Source organism: Nicoliella sp. ESL1113 (genome assembly GCF_058509245.1).
Map to the genome: position 1 here is coordinate 1,301,518 of NZ_CP196387.1, position 21,622 is coordinate 1,323,139.

Below are 21,622 nucleotides of genomic sequence, written 5' to 3' on the forward strand. Positions count from 1 at the left end.
TAATTAATATTTTAGCGTAATAAAAAGTGGGGAAGATTCCTCCCCCACTCGTTTACTTTATTTTAACACCGTTGTCTATTTTTGAAAGAATAAGCACCTTACATATTTTGAATGTAATGGAAAGCATTCTGTCCCGCGATACCACCGTCACCTACGGCCGTCACTACTTGTCTTAATTCCTTTGCTCGAACATCACCAATTGCAAAGATACCAGGCTTAGCAGTTTCCATCCGATCATTAGTCTTGATCCAACCATTATCATCAGTAATGTTTAGATCTTTGAAAGCCCCCGTAATTGGGAGGTTTCCAACGTAGATGAACACTCCACTTGCGAGCACTTCACCGGTTTCTTGAGTTTCGTTATTAACGGTTTTCACACCAGTCACCTTAGCGTCATCACCAACCACTTCAGTCACGTTAGTATTCCAAATGAAGTTGATTTTATCATTTGCGAACGCTTGGTCTTGGAGCACCTTTTGGGCTCTTAGTTCACCACGTCGATGAATGATGGTAATCTTAGAAACTAGTTGGGCTAGGTAGAGGGCTTCTTGAATGGCAGAATCACCACCACCAACAACTACGACTTCCTTGTTCTTAAAGAACGCCCCATCACATACCGCACAATAAGAAACTCCACGACCACCGTATTCATCTTCACCTGGCACCCCAAGCTTCCGATATTGTGACCCAGTTCCAATAATCACAGTCTTGGCTTCATAGTCACCATTATCGGTGTGAACGATTTTAGTCTTTCCCTGGTCTTCAATTGATTCTACCGTTCCATAACCATACTTAGCACCAAAGTTAATCGATCCCTCGTACATGTTCTTAGCCAAATCAGGTCCTAAGATTGATTTGAACCCAGGGTAATTTTCAATTTCAGCGGTATTATTCATTTGACCACCGTAAATTCCACGGTCAATCATTAACACTGATAAATTAGCTCTTGAAGCATATAGGGCACTTGTCATTCCACTAGGTCCTGCTCCAATCACAATTACATCATAACTTTCCATTGCACAACTCTCCTCACATAAATAATCAATGTACTCAGCTTACTATTAATAAGTATCTTTGTCTAATAGTTTGCACCCAACTGATTATTTTTGATCTTCTTCAGCTAATTGCTTGCCAAGATCTTTAATGTATTGACGAAGGTCATCCTTAACTTCTGGATGTTCCAAACCGTATTCGATATTGGTCTTTAACCATCCAAATTTATTTCCAGTATCATATCTGGAGCCAACTAGTTCATGAGCATAAACCTTATGGCTCTTATTCAAAGTATCAATCGCATCGGTCAATTGAATTTCGTTGCCCTTACCTGGTTTCGTCTTTTCCAAAATATCAAAAATATTTGGTGTTAATAAGTAACGACCAATGATTGCAAGATCACTAGGGGCATCATCTGGATCTGGCTTTTCAACAAAGCTGTCAACATCGTATAGACCAGGCATAATTTCCTTAGTCGGTGCAATTACTCCGTATTTAGCAGTATCTTCATGAGGGACACGCATTACAGCAAGAGTGGATTCACCAGTTTCTTCATAACAGTTGATCAACTGCTTTGTAAGTGGTTCTTCAGCCTTAGCAATGTCATCACCCAACATGATTACAAATGGTTCATCGCCAACAAAACTACGTGCAGTGGAAACAGCATCCCCTAAACCATCTGGATGGTTTTGACGAATGAAGTAGATATTCATCCCATTTGTTTCTTGAACTGCTTTCAACATCTTATCCTTGTGCTTGCGTGCTAAATTATCTTCTAATTCTGGATTAGAATCAAAATGATCTTCGATGTTACGCTTGTTACGCCCAATAATAATTAAAATATCAGTAATTCCAGAAGCCTTCGCTTCTTCAACGATTAATTGAATCGTAGGGGTATCAACAACTGGTAACATTTCCTTTGGCACTGCCTTTGTTTCTGGTAAAAATCTAGTCCCTAACCCTGCGGCGGGAATGATTGCTTTTCTAATTTTTTTCATTTTTATAACTCCTAATCGATGGATTTTTTAATTATTAAGCTAATTCAGAACGACCTTGGCGTTGCATTAACTTAGCGATAGATTCTTTAATGTCTGCATTATCATATAATACGTGATAAATTGCGGAAGTAATTGGCATTTCAACGCCTCTTTGCTTAGCTAATTCATAAGCAGCACGGGTGGTTGCAACCCCTTCAATTACCATTCCCATATTATCAATAACGTCTTTTAGGGTTTGGCCCTTTCCTAATTGATTTCCGGCCCGCCAGTTTCTGGAATCAGAACTAGTCGCAGTTACAATCAAGTCACCAACCCCGGATAATCCGATAAACGTCAATGGATTGGCACCAAATGAGGTCCCCAATCGAGAAATTTCAGCTAGGCCCCGAGTAATTAGTGATGCCTTGGCATTATCACCATAGCCAAGGCCAACTAGTGCCCCCGCTCCTAACGCAATAATGTTTTTAAGTGCAGCTCCAATTTCAACTCCGATGATATCATCATTTGTATAAACCCGAAAAGTATCATTCATGAACAATGATTGGATGTGTTCAGCATCTTGCATATTTTCGCTAGCAGTGGTTACCAACGTAATGTCACCACGAGCAACATCCTCAGCTTGACTCGGTCCTGAAATAACTGAAATTGAACGACGGTTATCTGGATCGATTTCATCAGCTAACACTTCTGACATTCGTTTATATGTTTTTTCTTCAATTCCCTTACTAGCATGAATTATGTTCGGTTGAATACCTAATTCAGTTAAAATTGGGTTCACCTGCTTAGCAACCGAACGAGTCACTTGAGCGGGAACAACGAATAAAACGTCATCAACCCCCTCTAAAGCAGCTTTCATATCTGAATAAGCTACTAAAGCATTTGAAAAGGTAAAATCTTTTAAATATTTAGAATTAGTATGCTGATTATTTAATTCATCAACTTGTGCAGGCTTGTAGGACCATAATCTTACATCATGCCCGTTTTGCGCTAAAATATTAGCCAACATACTACCCCATGAACCAGCACCTAATACTGCAATTTTTTCTGTCATTTTTAAATTCATCCTTTATCTTAATAGTTGTTTTGAGCCATCTAAGTACCAACTAGCATCTGGAATTTTACGTCTACGATAAACGATTAAACCAAGCGCAACTACGAATAAAACGATCGATAGATATTGTGAGACTCGAATACTACCAATCATTAAACTATCAGTGCGCATTCCTTCAATAAAAAAGCGTCCAAATGAGTACCAAAGGGCATAACTCAAAAACACCTCGCCACGCTTAAAGAAGTGCGGAACATGCCGTAGTGATAATAAGATCGCTACCCCCAAGAAGCTCCACAATGATTCATACAAAAACGTCGGTTGGCGATACATTCCACTAATGTACATCTGATTGATAATAAATGATGGTAGGTGAAGATGTTGAAGAAAAGAAAGGCTAGTAACTTGACCAAAGGCTTCTTGGTTCATAAAGTTACCCCAACGCCCAATTCCCTGGCTTAAAAGTACGGTTGGCGAAATAACATCCAACATTAACCAGACTGGAATCAACCGACTGCGACAGAAAATAATAATTACAATTGCAGCTCCAATCAAGGAACCATAAATTGCAATTCCACCATCCCAGATTCGAATGATCTCGTCAATATGATTCTGATAATAACCCCATTGAAAAACTACGTAGTACAAACGAGCACTGATAATTGAAAATGGCAATGCCCACAATAACATGTCATAGATGTTATCAGGCTTAATGCCCCGCTTTTTACCCTCACGCACTGATAGGTATACTGCTAATATAACGGCACTCGCGATAAAAATACCATACCAATGCACCTGAATTGGGCCCAATTTAAATGCAATTGGATTTAATGCTAATATGATTAGAATTCATTCCCTTCAACTATTTATGTTTCTCATCATCCGATTTATGAATGGCTGCTTCGTTTTCTAATTCGATGTTCTTCTCTTGTGCTCGTGCCTTTGAATCCCGAATTGAGTTTTCCTTGATCAAACTCTTAAGGTTATCATCAAAAACTTTCGTTGCATCATAACCCATCGAACGAGCTCTAAAGTTCATTGCGGCGGATTCAATTAGTACTGCTAGGTTCCGCCCAATTTTAACTGGAATATTGATTTTGGGAACGTCAACATCAAAAAAACGTTGTGATTCATTATTATTACCCAATCGATCAAAAGGCGTATCCTTGGACCAATTTGAAAGGTGAACGATCAAATCGACCCGAGTATCGCTTCTTACCGCTCCTGCTCCAAATAGATTCATTGCATCGATGATGCCGATTCCTCGGATTTCTAATAAATGCCGCAAGATGCGTGGTGCCTGTCCGATTAGAGTCTGCTCATCTTGTTGGTAGACTTCTACTCGATCATCTGCGATCAATCGATGGCCACGCTTAATCAGTTCCAAAGCCGTTTCGCTTTTTCCAACTCCAGAATCTCCGGTAATTAAAACCCCTAGCCCATAAATATCAACTAATTCTCCATGAATTGACATTCTTTCAGCTAGTTTAGCTTCTAAATAATTAGTCATATTACTAAGTACTCGTGAAGTCGTTAACTTAGAGCAAAGAACTGGAATATGCTTACTTTCAGCTGCTTCTAGTAGTTCTTCAGGTGGATCTAATTGGGTTGAAATTACAAAAGCAGGTGTTTCTGGCTGACACATCTTCACCATTACATCGTAAAGGTCAGAACTGGTCATTCCCTTTGCAAAGGATGTTTCTGTAATTCCCAAAAGTTGAATCCGTTTTGCAGGATAATAATTAAAATACCCCGTTAGTTCAAGCCCCGGACGCGATATATCACTAGTTGTAATTAATCGGTCCAAATACTCTGATCCATAAGCAACGCTTAACCGTGTATTATCAACAAGGTCTTTTACGGTTACTATTTCAGCCAATTAAATCCCTCCGATCGTTAAAAGAAACCTAAATTAATTTTATCATGATATGCACTTTCGATACACTTTATTTGCGAATTTGACGTGAATAATGGTCAGCAAAAATCGCGTTACAAATTGATAAAATAATTGCCACAATCATCGCACTGCCAAACGAAGAGAAGTAAAAACTATCCTTACCAACTAGTGCTGAGGTCATCTCTAACATTAATCCGTTAATAACAATGCTAAATAATCCTAACGTTAAAATATTGATCGGCAGTGATAAAACTGTAATGAATGGTCTTACTAACGCATTTAAAATCGATAGAACGAACGCTGCACCTAGTGCGGCCATCAGCCCAGAAACATAAAACATTCCTGATTGCTGTAAGAAACCAGCTAATGCAACGAAAACTAGCATGTTCAATAATACTTGTTTAAAAAAACTCATTTAATTAACTCCCTTATTTTAAATCGTCCTTTTCTTCAACATCATGAAGAATTTTGCGACCCCTTGAGGATGAATCAGATTGTCGATTACCAAATGAGTTATTAAATTGACGACTATCTTTGCCATAATCATTTGGCATTAAGACCATCATTAAAAGATATAAAAACACTGGAATTAATGTCTTGATAAATAAAACTGTCAAAATTAAATATGCAATCCTTAGATAACGTGCGTTAATGCCAAAGTATTCGGCTAAGCCACCCAATACGCCAGTTAGGATTCGATTATTACGAGATTTCATTAATTTTTTCGTTTTCATGATTGATTTCCTTTCGAATATTAAAGTTCAAAATTAATATTATCACATTCAAAAAAAGTGTCTACATGTAAGCATAGACACTAATAATATCTTTAACTTTCCTGTTTAAATAACACTACTCCGATCTCATGGGGAGCATTGCTAAAAATAGCGGTTTCAGTAATTGCTAATTGACCCTTCCGATTTTTAACTTTTAATCGACAATAAGTGGACTGTTTTAAAAGGGCCCGATAAAATTCATTTTCATTTGTAACCGATTGATTATTCACTTCTAAGATGACATCTCCAATTGACAAATTCATCTTAGCAGCGGGGGTTTGCGGTTCAATCCCGACGATTCGCACACCATTAATCACCTCAGAGTACCAATCTCCACTCCCCTTATCAACTGACTTAGCATGAATGTTAATCCACCAAAAGATAAGTAACAACCCAACCAATGCGGGGACGACGATAATTGGAAAGAAGTAACTAACGATTGTCAACAATAATCCTAAAATAGCTAGTTTAGCAAATTGTCCCCCCAGTTTCTTAAACACAGCTCGGGGGAACAGCTTAAAGACGGTCATTCTAAAGCCAAATAATATTGGTGCAAATAAAAATGCAAATGAATGCCCATTAAGCATAAAAACAGGCCAAAACGGAATTGTGCTGTGAATAAAATCACCCGGAATAAACAAAAACAGTGGGACCACGTTAATACTCCTGAACGGATAACCTGCAATCCTTGTTTTCCGTTCGTTGTGTTCAATAATCGGTACGTTATACTTCCCACCATCTTTGAAGACGATTATTGCTAATCCTAATAAAAACAGACTAGCTAAAAAAATATAATTAAAATCACCAGTGGCTGCTAAACTAATCCCGTATTTACGTAATGATTCAACATGAATAAATTGATTAATAACCCCACTCAAATTAATAACAATTGTAGTAATTAAAGCAATGGTTAAAATCTCGAACGAAAAAATCAACCTAGGGATCAGCAATAAATTAATGATCGATAGTACTTGATAAATCACTAGCCAAACCATCGTCATTACGGGACCGACCGTAACGGTGAAGGCCGCACCCAAAATTCCCAGTAAAAATAGGTTAATAAAAAACTGAACAATTTCAAAGTGCCGAGGATAAATCGCGTTATGAAAAGTATTTCGCGTGTTTTTAATGCGTTTCTTGGATAATAAATAAGTGCGAATTAATCCAACCCAAAAAACAGGCTGAATAATAAAAATAATTAACGCTAACAGTATTTGTATTTGAATTTGCATATCAACATCCGTCCTTTATCGATTAATCAGGATTTCTCTGGCTTAGTTTCCATTGAAGGTAAGCATTAATAAATGGATCTAAATCCCCATCCATTACCGCTTGGCCATTTCCTGTTTCATAATTAGTTCGATGGTCTTTTACCATCGTGTAAGGATGGAAAACATAGGAACGAATTTGTGAACCCCAGCCAATCTCTTTTTGTTCACCTTCAATTTTGGCTTTTTGTTCGGCTTTCTTTTCCTCTTCCCGTTCATACAACTTTGATTTTAACATGTTCATTGCCGTTTCACGATTTTGTAGTTGTGAACGTTGCGCTTGACTAGATACAACAATCCCAGTGGGTTCGTGGGTGATTCGAACCGCAGAAGATGTTTTATTAACGTGTTGACCCCCAGCCCCACTGGCACGGAAATAATCAATTCGTAAGTCAGCAGGGTTAATCTCAATATTAACGCTATCATCTAATTCAGGCATAACATCAACTGAGGCAAAGGAAGTGTGCCGCCGTCCAGCAGAATCAAATGGTGAAATTCTAACTAAGCGGTGAACTCCCTTTTCAGACTGCATCAATCCATAAGCGTTGGTCCCAATTACCATAAAGGTAACTGTATCGATTCCAGCAACATCACCAGCTTGGTAGTTTAAAGTCTCTAACTTAAAGTGGTGTTGCTCAGCCCAACGGGTATACATCCGAAATAACATTGATCCCCAATCTTGCGATTCAGTGCCACCAGCCCCCGGATGAATTTCAACAATTGCATTGTTATGATCATATGGTCCTGATAAAAGTAGATTCAATTGATAATCATTTAATTGTTTTTCTACTTTAGTTAAGTTGTTCTCAAACTCACTCATTAAGTCTGGATCATTTTCTTCTTCTAATAATTCTAAATTAACCGACAAATCGGTAGCGGCTTCGGCAAGGTTATTATAACTATCGTATTTTTGCTTCATTTGATTCGTCTCATCAATTAGCTGCTTGGCCTTATTTTGATCATTCCAAAAGTCTGGTTCAGCCATCCGATGCTCATTTAAATGAATATTATCATTTAAAGCATCTAAGTCAAAGTGACCCCCTAAAGCCGTTAATGGCTTGTTGAATTTTTTCAATTTTATTTTTGGCTTCACTGAGTTCCATTTCAAATTCCTCCTTAGGATTAAACGCAAAAAAGCGAAGGAACTTTTCAGTCTCTTCGCTCTTAATTAGAATTATCTTTCTAGGTTTTGACGAATTTCTGCCTTCATAAATAATCTAGTGGTATCATAATCGATATCAGCAATCATTTCTTCAAACATCCGATAACCTTCACGTTGGTATTCAACCAATGGATTTAATTGTCCATATCCACGAAGCCCAATGGATTGTCGTAATTGATCCATGGCATCGATATGGTCAGTCCAGTGTGAATCCACAACCCTTAATAAAACAACCTTTTCAAATTCAAGTAATTGTGAAGGATCTGAAAGTTCAGATTCCTTTTCCTTGTAGTTTTGCTTTGCAATGTTGTTTAGGTAGTTTTTAATTTCGTCACGTGACTTGTTTTGTAAGTCGGATAAACTAATCTTATCGGGACTGATCAAAGCGCTAATTGCAAAATCCAAAATGGTTTGCAAATCCCAGTTTTCACTGCTCCCTTGAGCATGTAAATTAACAACGTGGTCAATCGTTCTTTCGAACATTGGTAGTAATACCCAACCAAGTGACTTATCTTCTTCGATAATTTCATAACGTTCGTTATACATAACATCCCGTTGTTGTCTCATAACATCATCGTATTGAAGGACGTTCTTCCGTGAATCGTAATTATTCCCTTCAACTCGTTTTTGAGCAGATTCAACTTGTCTAGAAATCATATGACTCTTAATTGCGGCGTTGTCACCATCAATTTTAAGATGTTGAAGAAGGTTCTTGATCCGATCAGAACCGAATCGACGCATCAAATCATCTTCAAGTGAAAGGTAAAATTGTGATAAACCAGGGTCACCTTGCCGTCCAGAACGACCACGAAGTTGATTATCGATCCGCCGTGATTCATGCCGTTCGGTTCCGATTACTGCAAGTCCACCTAATCTAACCACCCCAGGTCCTAATTTAATATCAGTTCCCCGACCAGCCATATTAGTAGCAATCGTAACGGCACCCTTTTGTCCAGCATTCTTAACAATTTCAGCTTCTTTAGCATGGTTCTTAGCGTTCAAGACCACATGATCGATGCCTTCTTCGTCTAGGCGTTTAGAAAGGTACTCTGAAGTTTCAACAGCCACGGTCCCAACTAAGATTGGTTGCCCAGCATGGTGAAGTCTCTTGATTCTTTCAATTACGGCTTCGAACTTAGAATTTAAATCAGGATATAAAATATCAGGTTCATCTAAACGAACAACTGGTTTATTAGTTGGAATTGAAATAACTTCCATGTTATAAATTTCACGGAATTCTTCAATTTCAGTTCTGGCAGTTCCAGTCATCCCGGAAAGCTTCTTGTACATTCTGAAAAGGTTTTGGTAAGTGATGTTAGCCATCGTCTTACTTTCTTGTTGAATTTCAACGCCTTCCTTGGCTTCAATCGCTTGATGAAGACCATCTGAAAAACGACGTCCCTCCATAATCCGTCCAGTAAATGAATCAACAATTTGAACGGAATCATCTTGCACAACGTAGTCCTTATCGAGCAGCATAATGTAATTAGCCCGTAAAGCTTCGTCAATATGGTGGGTAAGAGCAGTATTTTCAGTGTCAAATAAGTTCTTTAAATTAAAGAATTTATCAGCCTTACTAATTCCTTGATCAGTTAGGGCAATCGTCTTACTTTCCAAATCAATTTTGTAATCCTTATCCTTAGTCAAAGTCTTAGCAAATTGATCAGCTGAATTGTAAAGTTCAGAAGATGCAGTCGCTTGTCCTGAAATGATCAATGGGGTTCTAGCTTCATCAATTAAGATGGAGTCAACTTCATCGACCACAGCAAAGTTAAGTGGTCTTTGAACCATGTCTTCCTTATAAACCACCATGTTATCACGGAGGTAATCAAATCCAATTTCACCGTTAGTGGAATAAGTGATATCAGCAGCGTATGCTTCACGCTTTTCTTCAGCAGACTTGTCTGAGGAGTTAACTCCGACAGTTAAGCCTAACCAGTTATATAGTTCACCCATTTCAGTAGCATCACGTTCTGAAAGATATTCATTCACAGTAATAACATGAACTCCATCACCAGAAATTGCATTTAAATAAACTGGCATCGTACAAGTAAGGGTCTTTCCTTCCCCGGTCTTCATTTCGGAAATGTTCCCCTCATGAAGAACGATTCCACCCATAATTTGAACGTGGAATGGATTCAATCCAAGGACCCGCCGAGCAGCTTCTCTAGCTACCCCAAATGCTTCTGGTAATAGTTCATCTAAAGTTTCACCATTTTGGTAACGTTTTTTGAATTCAGGTGTTTTAGCTTGTAATTCTTCATCACTTAATTTGCGATATTTTTGAGACCATTCACCAACTTTATCGGCAATCTTACTAAGTCTTTTAATTTCGCGTTTGTCGCTTTCTACCCATTTTTTTAAAATATTAGGCATTAAATCAATTTCCTTTCTTAAAATAAGAATCAGTTTTATTAAAAGGGGAATCTTCCCCGATTTTATCTATTATTTATTTAATCTAATCCATTTTAACATTTTCAGCACCGTTTTAAAATAATAAACGTTAAATCTATTTGATTATCGCGCTAACGTAAGTCCACAAACGGATTTAGCACCATGTTCAAGCAACAACTGCGCCGCATAGTGAATCGTCGTTCCAGTGGTATAAACATCATCAACTATTAATATGTCTTGATCATTAACTTTAATGATTTCTTGTGGAACCATCTTAAATGGCTGTTCCATTAATTTACGTTGATCACGACCTAGTTTAGACTGATCCATTCTCTTTTCTTTGGCCTTCGTTTCTAAACACTGCAACAATTGCAGGTCCAAGAAACCAATCGTTTGATTAAAGGCCCGCGTCTTCATCGTTTGTGGATTTAATGGAATTGGTACGATCAGCCGCCGACTATTCTTTGCATAAGTACTCATTTCATCTAAAAAAATGTTCCTTAGCCGATAATCGCCAAGAAATTTATAACGGTGCATAAAGTTTTTCATTGCTAAATTATATTCATATAATGAGTGATTCTCAAATGTTAATTTTGAACGTGATTGCCACTCGATACAATCAATACAGTTCTTCCCAGCTTGTTTCGGCTTACTGCAAATTGGGCACGCTTGTTCAAAATCAATTTTCATAAATTGTTTTCGGCAAGTATCACAAAGCCAGCTATTTTCGAATGAACGCAAGCTTAATAGCCAATCGATCGTAGGCGCCATTGATAAATAGCTACCACATAATAAACAATTATTCATTCTTTTTGGCAGCCCCCAATCGATTCATATAGGCAATCTGGCGATAAGCTCCTGAAACATTTTTAGCGTTACTGTGGACAAAAAAGTCTACATCCCCAAACGGACGATCATTGTTGCGCCCTACCCGACCAGCAATCTGAACTAAAGCTGAGGTGGAAAAAATATCCTCATCGGCTCCCAAAACAATTACATCAATTCCAGGAAACGTAACCCCCCGCTCTAAAATCGTGGTGGTAATTAAAAAATCTAGTTCGTTATTACGCATTGCGGCTACCTTTTCTAAGCGTTGCGCATCCTCAGAATGAACGGTTGCAAAACGGCTCTCGAGCTTCAATCGACTTTTTAAAACTTCACTGACCAAAGCTAGGTCACTAACGTGTGGCACGAACAGCAAAAATCGTTGCCTTGATTTGACCTTAAGGATTAACATTTGAATCAACCGATTAGGTAATTTTTGCTTTGCTAATTTGATCCGCCAATTAGGAACAAAGTGAACTTTAATTTGCGGCAATAGGTGGCGGTGATACCGTAATGGTAAATAACTGATTGAAAGCTGTTTTGTACGGACTGACCGTAGTATTTCTTCGCTTGGTGTTGCGGTTAAGAAAAGTTTGGTGCCCCCTTTCTTAATTGCATTTTCCACTGCATAATGCAACCCCGCATCCTGAGCATATGGAAACGAATCGACCTCATCAATAATCAAAATATCAAACGCATGGTAAAAACGCAATAGCTGATGGGTCGTACAAATCGTCAATTGCGAGTATTGATACTTTTCAGTTTGCCGTCCATGTAATAAAATCATAGGTATATGGGCAAATGCTTGTTGGATTCTGGGAAATAATTCAATACAAACATCGACTCTGGGTGAAGCAATTGCAATCCGTAAATTATTTTGCAATGCCCACTCAATTCCAGGAAATAGCATTTCTGTCTTACCAGCACCAGTGACTGCCCACAATAAGTGATCACGATGTTGTTGAAAATGATCGATAATCGATCTTGAACAAACTTTCTGAGCATCAGTTAAAGTGCCCTGCCAGGTTAGAACGTCCGTCCACCTCTGAAATTGATTTGGTTCATCAACAAACCCCAATTCACAAGTATCAATAATGCGTCCTAAATTAATGCATTTCGGACAATAAAAATGGTCCCCTGGTAATAAAGCATTTTGTAAGTTACTGCGACTGCCACAACGTTGACACTCAATTTGGTTTCCCAGTCGCTTAATTGCAATTCGCCTTTTTAATAATGGATTATTTAATAGTTCGGCAGCGATTTCATTTAAGTTAATTTGTCTGCCATAAAGTTCAATTATCTCTTTAATCATAAACATCACCTAATCATTAAATACGCAAAAATTTAAAGGAGGTCTTCAATATGGAAAAAGAACAAACATATTTAACCGTTAAGGATAGCGGTGCAAATGAAATCATTATTAAAAAATCACGCTTTATCGGTAGCGTTAAACGTGTTAAAAGTGAGGATGAGGCTAAGGCGTTCGTTGATCAAATTATAGCGGAAAATAAAACCGCGACCCACAATTGTTATGCTTACATGGTGGGTCAAGATGACCACATTCAAAGAAAAAGTGATAATGGAGAACCGTCTGGAACTGCTGGTTTACCAATCTTAGATGCAATTAAATTAAAACAGCTCCATGACGTTGCAGTCGTAGTTACCCGTTACTTTGGGGGCATTAAATTAGGTGCTGGTGGCCTTATTCGTGCTTATAGTAACGCCACGACGGAAGCAATCAATAGCGTCGGCGTCGTAGAAAGAATCCTCCAAACTAAGATTAACATTCAAATTGAGTATTCACTTCTTGAACCACTTAAGTACCACTTAAACCAAGAGGATGTCTATATTGATGATATTCAATATGGTGCTGACGTTACCGTTACCGTTGCCATTCCAGCGGATGGGGTTAGCGCATTTGAAAAACAAATCGTTGAACTATTAAATAATCGTGCCAAAATTACAACTGGTGAACAGGAATATTTCGAAGTCGATTACCATCAGGGTAAGGATCGATACAAAAAAGGATCAATCGAGCTCAAATAAATGAGGCGAAAGATCCTTTTTTAATGATTACTTTTACTAGTGGTACTTTTAACTAATCGTTTAATCCATTTTAAAAGTGGTTGCCGATTCTTGCCAACTAATCCAATTGACTCCACAAACAATTCCAATCCAATCAAGGTTGCGATCGTAAGTAAGATAATGCCCCATAGGTTGGAAATGGGGTAGAGAAGCGAGATAAATGAAAAGATCATCGCAATTCCATAAATCACTAATACGGTTTGCCGATGGGTCAATCCCATTTGCATTAATCGATGATGCAAATGATGTTTGTCAGCATGTGAAATTGGTTGCCGATTCAATAATCGCCTTAAAATGGCATATACAGTATCAGTAATTGGCACCCCCAGAATGATTACTGGAATGATGACTGTAATGAACGTTGCATTCTTTAATCCGTTTAGTGAAAACACTGAAATCATAAAACCAATAAATAGCGATCCCGTGTCCCCTAGATAAATTCTAGCAGGAAAGAAATTATATGGTAAAAAGCCAACACATGCTACAACCAAAGTAAAAATCATGATTGATACGTATGTATTACCCACATTCAAGAAGAACATTCCAGTAATCCCCATTGTCGATAATGCAATAATTGCGACTCCAGTAGCTAATCCATCGAGTCCATCAATCAAATTCACTGCGTTAGTAATTGCCAAGATCCAAACCCAAGTAATCGGCAAACTTAACCAGCCTAAATGAAATGATCCCAGTAGCGGCAATGTTAGAACGGTCATTCGAACATGTCCAAAAAAGAAAACGAATAACGATGCTAAGGTAATCCCAAACACTTTTTGACGCGGTTTTAAGGTATAAATATCGTCTAACACCCCGGTTAAAACAATCAATATTTCACCACCCAGGACTCCCCACAACTGAGGTCCTGGAATTAAGTTCCGCATTAAGCCGACCGTTGCAAAAGTATAGGATGCAAATATTGATAACCCACCAAGCGTTGGCATTGGAACCTTATTGACGCGCCGTTTATTGGGATCGTCTTCAGCCCCAATTTTAAATGCCAATTTACGAACAAATGGCGTCAAAATTGCCGATATAAGCATTGTCGCAAATAAACAGACAATTATTTTTAACTTCACCATTCCACCTCCCTTGAAAAATAATTATTAAATTTAATTATACAAATCTCACAATCTAAAAACAACCCAATCAAAAAGAGTTATCACAATTGTAATATAGCGATAACTCCCGTTTAATTAATTATTTCAAATGGTAATTATAAGTGCTTACCACGATGTTTTGACGTGAGTTTAAAGCTGCACGCAACCGTAAACCACTTTGATTATGCAGAATTTGTTGCCAATGATGCTTAGGGACAAATTGCGGAACCAATACAGTGGTTGTATTCCCGTCGTGTTCGGCACGCTTGGCAATCACATCACAAAAGCGCAACGTTGGATTAACGATTGAGCGATATGATGAATGAATATCAACGAACCGAATTTCTGGGAACGCAACCTTAAAGTCGTTGGCCACCTTTTTTTCGCGTTCTGGATTAGAATCAAACGAAACATGCATCGCAATGATATCATCACTGATCGATTTAGCATAGGTAATCGCATTCATCGTCATGGTCGTAACGTCACTGATCAAAACAATTACAGTCGAACCACTAAATGATTCTGGAATTTCTTGCGCCTTATGGCTAACTTCCAGTTGGGTGCCGACCTTACGATAATGCTCATTGATGCGATAAAATAAAAGGATCAATAGTGGCATCACGATGAAGTATGGCCAGACGTTTACAAAGTGGAGTAGCAATAAGAAAACAACTAGGATTGCCGAGATCAACGCCCCGATGAAATTAATGGTCGCTTTTAAGACCCATGCTCCTTCACGGTGCTTGCGCCAATGTAAAATCATCCCAGACTGTGAAAGTGTAAATGGAATGAATACCCCGATGGAATACAGGGGTACTAAGAGGTTCGTTTCCCCATTGAACATAATGATTAGGATCAATGCCCCAATCGCAAGTGAAATAATCCCGTTGGAATATCCTAACCGATCACCCTTATCCAAGTAGGCGTGCGGTAAAAATTTATCGCGTGCTAAATTATAAGCTAGAATTGGAAATGCTGAAAAGCCAGTGTTTGCAGCCACTGCTAAAATCATTGCGGTGGAAAGTTGTAATACATAGAACATAATTCCACCATGGCCGAATACGCCTGCTCCAATTTGTGACAGCACCGTCACATGTGCATTCGGCTTAATTCCCATGTAATAACTCAAAAGTGTAATCCCACCAAAGAAGAACCCTAAGATCAAAGCCATGATAGCAAGCGTATGTGAAGCCATCTTTTCACGGGGTTTTTTAAAGTTAGGAACCGAGTTACTAATTGCTTCCACTCCAGTTAGCGATGAAGAACCAGAAGAAAAAGCCTTGAAGAATAATAGCAGTGTCATTCCCTGGACTGGGGTACCAACTGCGCTAGCAGCTTGGTATGTAATATGTCCAGTTAAAATATTATACCCACCCCAAATAATCATGATAAAAATCATAAAGATGAATAGGTAAACCGGCACCGTCAAAATCGATGCTGATTCACGCATCCCCCGTAAATTCAGTAACATAATTAATACTACGATCAAGCATGAAATCAGGATTCGATAATTATATAGTGCTGGAATTGCAGACGTAATTGCTTCGGTTCCAGAAGTGGTCGAAACCGCCACGGTCAGCATATAATCAACTAGTAAGGACCCACCAGCAACTAACCCAGTCGTCCGCCCCCAATTATCACTAGCAACTAGGTAGGCACCCCCACCAGATGGATAGGCGTAAATAATTTGTTGATAGGACAACGTGATTGCCAGCAAAAGAATCAAAACTAATGCTGAAATCCAAATTTGGTAAACTAAAGCAGCTACTGAAAGGGTCAACAATACCGCTGTAATCTGTTCGGTCCCATAAGCAACCGATGAAAGAGCATCAGAAGAGAGCAAAGCCAATCCCTTAAATTTATTCAAGGAATTACCACCCTCATCAGTTGATTTCAATGGCTTCCCAATTACTAATCGTTTTAAATAACGCCACATGAAAATGACCTCACTTTTTAAGTCTTCATTTTTTAAGATAATATAAATTTGTTTATGCAATTCTTAATTTTACTACAATTTGGTAAATATTTCATATTGAATTTTATTAACAAAAAAAGAACCGCTAAATAGCGATTCTTTTAAAGCAGAGCTTAATTTAAATTACATCATGCCGCCCATACCTGGTTGTGGAGGCATTGGGGTGTTATTATCATCCTTTGGTTCGTTTGCTACTACGGCTTCAGTAGTTAATAACAATGCTGAAACAGAAGCGGCGTTTTGAAGTGCTGAGCGACTAACCTTGGTTGGGTCAATAACTCCAGCCTTGATCATGTCTTCGTAAGTTCCATCAGCAGCATTGTAACCAATTCCAGGTTTTTGACCTCTAAGGTGGTCAACGATCACGGAACCATCAACCCCAGCATTGTGAGCAATTTGTCTAACTGGAGCTTCCAATGCACGGCGAACGATTTGAACCCCGGTGTTTTCATCGCCTTCAGCCTTAATGGCATCAATATCCTTTAAGATATTAATGTAAGCTGTTCCACCACCAGGAACGTAGCCTTCTTCAACGGCAGCCCGCGTAGCGTTCAAAGCATCTTCGATTCTGTACTTACGTTCCTTTAATTCGGTTTCGGTCGCAGCACCGACACGAACAACAGCAACTCCACCAGCTAACTTAGCAAGGCGTTCCTTTAACTTGTCACGGTCAAAGTCAGAAGTCGTCTTTTCAATTTGGGTCTTAATTTCGCTAACCCGATCAGCAATCTTAGCCTTGTCACCAGCACCTTGAACGATCGTAGTGTTATCCTTAGTAATGTTTGCCTTAGCAGATTGACCTAGTTGTTCTAGGGTCGCATCCTTTAGGTTTAATCCTAAGTCGTCAGTAATCACAGTTGCACCAGTTAAAGTAGCGATGTCTTGTAATTGATCCTTCCGACGATCACCGAATCCAGGAGCTTTGACAGCAACCACGTTGAAGGTCCCACGCATCTTATTCAAAACAAGGGTTGGTAATGCTTCACCACCAATATCATCAGCAATGATCAAGAGTGAACGCCCTTGTTCAACCACTGATTGAAGAACTGGTAAAATGTCTTGAATGTTATTAATCTTTTTGTCAGTAATTAGAATGTATGGATTATCCAAATTAGCTTCCATCTTATCGTTATCAGTCACCATGTATTGTGACATGTAACCACGATCGAATTGCATTCCTTCAACGACATCTAGGCTAGTTTCAACCCCACGGGAATCTTCAATGGTAATGACCCCGTCGTTACCAACCTTTTCCATTGCATCGGCAATCAATTCACCAACTTGCTTGTTAGCAGAAGAAATGGCAGCGATTTGAGCAATATCGTTTTTGTTCTTTACTTCGTGTGACATCTTGTGTAATGCCTTTACAGCTACTTCGGTAGCCTTTTCGATTCCGCGGCGAACGCCAACTGGGTTAGCACCAGCGGTAACGTTCTTCAAGCCTTCGTTGACGATTGCTTGGGTCAATACAGTGGCAGTCGTAGTCCCGTCACCAGCAATGTCATTAGTCTTGGAAGCAACTTCAGCAACTAATTTAGCTCCCATGTTTTCAAAATGATCTGGGAGTTGAATCGCCTTTGCAATAGTTACCCCATCATTTGTGATGTTTGGACCAGCACCTTCTTCTAGGACAACGTTACGTCCCTTTGGTCCTAAAGTAGTCTTAACCGTATTAGCTAATTTATCAACACCGTTAAGTAATGATTTTCTTGCATCTTCTGCAAATTTAACTTCCTTAGCCATCAATTATCACCTCATGAAATTATTTTTTGTTTTTTATGATTTTAATTTTAATTTATTAATTAGTCGACAACTGCAACTAAATCCTTTTCATGTAAAACTAAGTAGGATTGGCCTTCGTAGTCAACGGAAGTGCCAGAGTACTTGTCGAATAGAACGGTTTCGCCTTCCTTAACTGCTGGTGCAACTGTCTCTCCGTTATCCAAGATCCGTCCAGCACCGACAGCGACTACCTTTCCAGTTTGGGGCTTTTCCTTAGCATTACTTGCTAAGACAATCCCGCCGACTGTCTTTTCCTTTTCCTCTTCAACTTCAACGATCACACGATCACCTAATGGCTTTAACACATTAATCCCTCCAATTAAGTTTACATAAATTTAGCACTTGAACTATGTCAGTGCTAATTGTTATCTTTAATATATATTCTTTTAATTTTAATTGCAAACATTTTGACCGCTGCCCAAATAAAAAAACGCTCATGCAACTTTGCATGAACATTTTATCGAAATCAGATTAATAATGCGATGATTTAAAACTAGGAATCTTGAATCTAAAGGTTTACTTAATGTAATGTTCAATAAAGTAAATCAAGGTCTGTAACTCATTCGTTAAATCAACATTTTGCACCGTTACGTTCTCGGGAGTTGATAGACGGACCTGGGTGAAGTTAAGAAAGCCCTCCGCTCCCGCTTTAATGGCATTATCGCAAACTTCTTGGGCCACTTTAGAAGGCACAGTTAAAATAACGACCTTGATCTGTTGATCCCTTAATTGTTGAACCATTTCTTCATATGAATAAATGGGGACCCCGTTTTGAATTGTGTTAATCATTCGCTCCTTAGTATCAAAGGCAGCAGCAATCCTAACGTTGCTATCACGATGAAAATTAAAGTTCAGTAGTGCCTGTCCAAAGTTTCCGACCCCGACTAATGCAACGTTAGTCAAACGGTCTTCATTTAGAATCCGCTTAAAGAAATTCAATAAATTCTCAACATCATAACCATAGCCACGTTTACCAAGCGCCCCAAAATAGGAAAAATCCCTTCTAATCGTAGCAGAGTCCACTTGAATTGCGTCCGCAAATTTATTTGATGAGATTCGTTCAACGTTTGAGTCATGTAAAATCGTAAGGTATCGATAATAGATCGGCAATCTTTTTGCGGTTGCCCGTGGAATTTTATTTTCAGCCATAAGTCTTTCCTCCCGGCATTTTCGTTCATAAAAAACGTTTCCAGATTATTTTATCATAAAAAAAGACTTTGTGAAATATTAATCAATTATATCGATTTTCATAATTTCATATTATATGTAAATTATGATAAAATTATCCTTAAACTACTATAATATAAAGGGGTGAGGACTTGCAAATCTTACAAGTAAATAACGTAACCAAAAGATTCGATGGTGTGCCAATTTTCACAAATGTTAATATGAATATTGAAAATCATGCTAGAATCGGGCTCGTTGGCCGCAATGGAGCCGGTAAATCAACGCTAGTTAAAATGATCATTGGTGAAGAAAGCATCGACGAAGGGAAGATTACTGAAAAAAACGGCCTTACAATTGGCTATCTTTCACAAAATACGGGTCTTCATTCAGAACGAAACGTCTGGGATGAGATGTTAAGCGTGTTCGCAGAATTAATTAAAACGGAACACAAGATGCACGCGTTAGAAATACAAATGAGTGATCAACAGGTTAATCAAGATCCACAAAAACTAGCAGAAGTCACTAAATCATACGACACGATTCAGGCTAACTTTACCGCTAATCATGGGTACAGTTATAAAGCTGAAATCAAGGCGGTTTTAAACGGATTTGGTTTTGGAGAATCATTCTACGAACAACCCGTTAATTCTCTTTCAGGTGGGCAACAAACCCAACTCGCATTAGCGAAACTGCTCCTTGAAAAACGCGACCTCCTTATTTTAGATGAACCAACCAACCACTTAGATGTTGAAACGATCACATGGTTGGAAGGCTACGTCCAAAACTATCCTGGTTCGCTTTTGATCATTTCACATGACCGTTACTTCATGGATAAGTTAGTCAATGAAGTCTATGACTTGGATAACGGAACGCTAACATATTACAAAGGTGATTACACTAGCTTTGTGAAGCAAAAACAAGCGCGCTATGCTGAACGGCTCCATGCGTATGAAAAACAGCAAGCTGAAATTAAAAAAATGCAGGACTTTATTGATAAAAACATCGTTCGGGCATCGACTACTAACCGTGCTCAGGCACGTCGTAAACAATTAGAAAAAATGCCAAAGCTCGAAAAACCATTTGATAATAATAAGGTCGCTCAATTTCGATTCTCAGAAGCAAAGCCCAGTGGTAACATCGTTTTAACAGTTCGGAATCTGGCGGTCGGCTATGATGATCAGGTTCTAGCTAGTCCAATTAACATTGACGAAAAAAAGCACCAATCGATTGCAATTATCGGACCCAACGGGGTTGGTAAGTCGACCCTATTAAAAACCATTTTAGGCAAGCTACCAAAATTAGCGGGGACCGTTTCATTCGGGACCGGAGTCAGCATTGGCTACTACGATCAAAAACAGACTTCCTTACACAGTAATAAAACCGTTTTAAATGAAATTTGGGACGACTACCCTACTACTCCAGAAGGCCACATTAGAACCATTTTAGGGAGCTTTTTATTTTCTGGTAATGACGTTGAAAAAGTCGTCGGTAACCTTTCTGGTGGTGAAAAGGCGCGTTTGATGCTCACCAAATTATCAATGGATCACGATAATTTCTTAATTCTCGATGAACCCACTAACCATTTGGACATTGAAAGTCGCGAAGTTCTTGAAAATGCATTGAAGCAATTTGATGGGACGATCCTGTTCGTTTCACACGATCGATACTTCATTAACCAAGTTGCTAGCGAAATTATTGAAATTACCCCTGAAGGATCAGAAAGATACCTAGGGGATTATGATTACTATATCGAAAAAAAGGAAGATCAAATCGCCCAAGCACAACACGAGGCCGCTAAATTAGCTGCTGAACATCCCGAAGCGGTTCAACCCACCGAATCGAAGGGCAAGGTCGATTACCAAAAGAGTAAGCAAGACCAAAAGCAACGACGTAAATTAGAACGCCAAATCAGCGAAATTGAGGAACAAATGGGCAAGCTCAGCGAACAACACGCTCAAATCGAGGATCGAATGGCCCAACTAGCTGCTGATCAAAAGATTAGTGAACTTGAGGAACTCCAAAAGAATCTCGATCAAGTCAACCACCAAAATGAAAAACTATCAGATCAGTGGACTCAACTAAGTTTAGAACTCGAAGATTTAAATAATGAGTAAATAAAAGGACTGAATCAAAAATTTTGATTCAGTCCTTTTTGAAT

At 38.7% G+C, this 21,622-nt stretch carries 19 protein-coding genes; 2 read left to right on the forward strand and 17 right to left on the reverse strand.

Annotation, left to right across the window (positions count from 1 at the left end):
- Nucleotides 1-98: 98 nt before the first annotated feature.
- The 12 genes from trxB to ACSYTJ_RS05685 all read right to left on the reverse strand — a co-directional run bounded on the left by trxB (nt 99) and on the right by ACSYTJ_RS05685 (nt 12,670).
- Nucleotides 99-1,016 (reverse strand): thioredoxin-disulfide reductase, encoded by a 918-nt coding sequence (gene trxB, locus ACSYTJ_RS05630; protein ID WP_491716625.1) that lies wholly within the window; start codon nt 1,014-1,016, stop codon nt 99-101.
- An 84-nt stretch (nt 1,017-1,100) separates the two neighbouring features.
- A complete protein-coding gene (gene galU, locus ACSYTJ_RS05635; protein WP_491716626.1) occupies nt 1,101-1,991 on the reverse strand; it encodes a UTP--glucose-1-phosphate uridylyltransferase GalU in 891 nt (296 codons plus the stop codon).
- A gap of 34 nt (nt 1,992-2,025) precedes the next feature.
- Nucleotides 2,026-3,042, reverse strand: a complete 1,017-nt coding sequence (locus ACSYTJ_RS05640; protein ID WP_491716627.1) for an NAD(P)H-dependent glycerol-3-phosphate dehydrogenase — start codon at nt 3,040-3,042, stop codon at nt 2,026-2,028.
- 15 nt (nt 3,043-3,057) lie between these two features.
- Nucleotides 3,058-3,888 carry a prolipoprotein diacylglyceryl transferase gene (lgt, locus tag ACSYTJ_RS05645; RefSeq protein ID WP_491717309.1) on the reverse strand — a complete coding sequence of 277 codons (831 nt, stop codon included), beginning with the start codon at nt 3,886-3,888 and terminating at the stop codon, nt 3,058-3,060.
- A gap of 13 nt (nt 3,889-3,901) precedes the next feature.
- On the reverse strand, nt 3,902-4,918 hold the full coding sequence (gene hprK / locus ACSYTJ_RS05650) for an HPr(Ser) kinase/phosphatase (RefSeq protein ID WP_491716628.1): 1,017 nt from the start codon (nt 4,916-4,918) through the stop codon (nt 3,902-3,904).
- A gap of 67 nt (nt 4,919-4,985) precedes the next feature.
- Entirely contained in the window at nt 4,986-5,351 is a 366-nt protein-coding gene (locus ACSYTJ_RS05655; protein ID WP_491716629.1) for a phage holin family protein, read from the reverse strand.
- Nucleotides 5,352-5,364: 13 nt separating this feature from the next.
- Nucleotides 5,365-5,670 carry a PspC domain-containing protein gene (locus ACSYTJ_RS05660; protein WP_491716630.1) on the reverse strand — a complete coding sequence of 102 codons (306 nt, stop codon included), beginning with the start codon at nt 5,668-5,670 and terminating at the stop codon, nt 5,365-5,367.
- 92 nt (nt 5,671-5,762) lie between these two features.
- Entirely contained in the window at nt 5,763-6,941 is a 1,179-nt protein-coding gene (locus ACSYTJ_RS05665) for a PDZ domain-containing protein (RefSeq protein WP_491719716.1), read from the reverse strand.
- Nucleotides 6,942-6,963: 22 nt separating this feature from the next.
- A protein-coding gene (prfB, locus tag ACSYTJ_RS05670) for a peptide chain release factor 2 (RefSeq protein ID WP_491719717.1) occupies nt 6,964-8,080 on the reverse strand; the annotation gives its coding sequence in 2 pieces (ribosomal slippage) (nt 6,964-8,007 and nt 8,009-8,080; 1,116 coding nt in all).
- A gap of 71 nt (nt 8,081-8,151) precedes the next feature.
- The gene (gene secA, locus ACSYTJ_RS05675; protein WP_491716633.1) at nt 8,152-10,515 is read right to left on the reverse strand and encodes a preprotein translocase subunit SecA; all 2,364 of its coding nucleotides are present in this window, start codon (nt 10,513-10,515) and stop codon (nt 8,152-8,154) included.
- A gap of 141 nt (nt 10,516-10,656) precedes the next feature.
- Nucleotides 10,657-11,013 carry a ComF family protein gene (locus ACSYTJ_RS05680; protein WP_491719718.1) on the reverse strand — a complete coding sequence of 119 codons (357 nt, stop codon included), beginning with the start codon at nt 11,011-11,013 and terminating at the stop codon, nt 10,657-10,659.
- A gap of 319 nt (nt 11,014-11,332) precedes the next feature.
- Nucleotides 11,333-12,670 (reverse strand): ATP-dependent helicase ComFA, encoded by a 1,338-nt coding sequence (locus ACSYTJ_RS05685; RefSeq protein ID WP_491719719.1) that lies wholly within the window; start codon nt 12,668-12,670, stop codon nt 11,333-11,335.
- A gap of 50 nt (nt 12,671-12,720) precedes the next feature.
- Between ACSYTJ_RS05685 and ACSYTJ_RS05690 the strand changes: the two genes are divergently transcribed.
- Nucleotides 12,721-13,404: a YigZ family protein gene (locus tag ACSYTJ_RS05690; RefSeq protein ID WP_491716636.1), complete on the forward strand. Its 684-nt coding sequence runs from the start codon at nt 12,721-12,723 to the stop codon at nt 13,402-13,404.
- A gap of 20 nt (nt 13,405-13,424) precedes the next feature.
- Here ACSYTJ_RS05690 and ACSYTJ_RS05695 read toward each other — a convergent pair whose 3' ends face one another.
- From ACSYTJ_RS05695 to ACSYTJ_RS05715, 5 genes are all read right to left on the reverse strand, one after another.
- On the reverse strand, nt 13,425-14,522 hold the full coding sequence (locus tag ACSYTJ_RS05695) for a glycosyltransferase family 4 protein (RefSeq protein WP_491716637.1): 1,098 nt from the start codon (nt 14,520-14,522) through the stop codon (nt 13,425-13,427).
- A gap of 118 nt (nt 14,523-14,640) precedes the next feature.
- The gene (locus tag ACSYTJ_RS05700; protein ID WP_491716638.1) at nt 14,641-16,476 is read right to left on the reverse strand and encodes an APC family permease; all 1,836 of its coding nucleotides are present in this window, start codon (nt 16,474-16,476) and stop codon (nt 14,641-14,643) included.
- A 162-nt stretch (nt 16,477-16,638) separates the two neighbouring features.
- Nucleotides 16,639-18,258 (reverse strand): chaperonin GroEL, encoded by a 1,620-nt coding sequence (groL, locus tag ACSYTJ_RS05705; protein ID WP_491716639.1) that lies wholly within the window; start codon nt 18,256-18,258, stop codon nt 16,639-16,641.
- A 59-nt stretch (nt 18,259-18,317) separates the two neighbouring features.
- On the reverse strand, nt 18,318-18,602 hold the full coding sequence (gene groES / locus ACSYTJ_RS05710) for a co-chaperone GroES (protein WP_491716640.1): 285 nt from the start codon (nt 18,600-18,602) through the stop codon (nt 18,318-18,320).
- 211 nt (nt 18,603-18,813) lie between these two features.
- Nucleotides 18,814-19,446, reverse strand: coding sequence for a redox-sensing transcriptional repressor Rex (locus ACSYTJ_RS05715; RefSeq protein ID WP_491716641.1), 633 nt, complete (start codon nt 19,444-19,446; stop codon nt 18,814-18,816).
- A gap of 170 nt (nt 19,447-19,616) precedes the next feature.
- Between ACSYTJ_RS05715 and ACSYTJ_RS05720 the strand changes: the two genes are divergently transcribed.
- Nucleotides 19,617-21,578, forward strand: a complete 1,962-nt coding sequence (locus tag ACSYTJ_RS05720) for an ATP-binding cassette domain-containing protein (RefSeq protein ID WP_491719720.1) — start codon at nt 19,617-19,619, stop codon at nt 21,576-21,578.
- Nucleotides 21,579-21,622 lie beyond the last annotated feature (44 nt).

Coding starts and splice junctions, on each gene's coding strand:
- ACSYTJ_RS05685 (WP_491719719.1), bottom strand. CDS start 12,670: ATGATTAAAGAGATAATTGAACTTTATGGCAGACAAATTAACTTAAAT.
- groL (WP_491716639.1), bottom strand. CDS start 18,258: ATGGCTAAGGAAGTTAAATTTGCAGAAGATGCAAGAAAATCATTACTT.
- ACSYTJ_RS05695 (WP_491716637.1), bottom strand. CDS start 14,522: ATGGTGAAGTTAAAAATAATTGTCTGTTTATTTGCGACAATGCTTATA.
- ACSYTJ_RS05690 (WP_491716636.1), top strand. CDS start 12,721: ATGGAAAAAGAACAAACATATTTAACCGTTAAGGATAGCGGTGCAAAT.
- ACSYTJ_RS05700 (WP_491716638.1), bottom strand. CDS start 16,476: ATGTGGCGTTATTTAAAACGATTAGTAATTGGGAAGCCATTGAAATCA.
- ACSYTJ_RS05680 (WP_491719718.1), bottom strand. CDS start 11,013: ATGAGTACTTATGCAAAGAATAGTCGGCGGCTGATCGTACCAATTCCA.
- ACSYTJ_RS05660 (WP_491716630.1), bottom strand. CDS start 5,670: ATGAAAACGAAAAAATTAATGAAATCTCGTAATAATCGAATCCTAACT.
- trxB (WP_491716625.1), bottom strand. CDS start 1,016: ATGGAAAGTTATGATGTAATTGTGATTGGAGCAGGACCTAGTGGAATG.
- galU (WP_491716626.1), bottom strand. CDS start 1,991: ATGAAAAAAATTAGAAAAGCAATCATTCCCGCCGCAGGGTTAGGGACT.
- ACSYTJ_RS05640 (WP_491716627.1), bottom strand. CDS start 3,042: ATGACAGAAAAAATTGCAGTATTAGGTGCTGGTTCATGGGGTAGTATG.
- secA (WP_491716633.1), bottom strand. CDS start 10,515: ATGCCTAATATTTTAAAAAAATGGGTAGAAAGCGACAAACGCGAAATT.
- ACSYTJ_RS05665 (WP_491719716.1), bottom strand. CDS start 6,941: ATGCAAATTCAAATACAAATACTGTTAGCGTTAATTATTTTTATTATT.
- ACSYTJ_RS05715 (WP_491716641.1), bottom strand. CDS start 19,446: ATGGCTGAAAATAAAATTCCACGGGCAACCGCAAAAAGATTGCCGATC.
- ACSYTJ_RS05655 (WP_491716629.1), bottom strand. CDS start 5,351: ATGAGTTTTTTTAAACAAGTATTATTGAACATGCTAGTTTTCGTTGCA.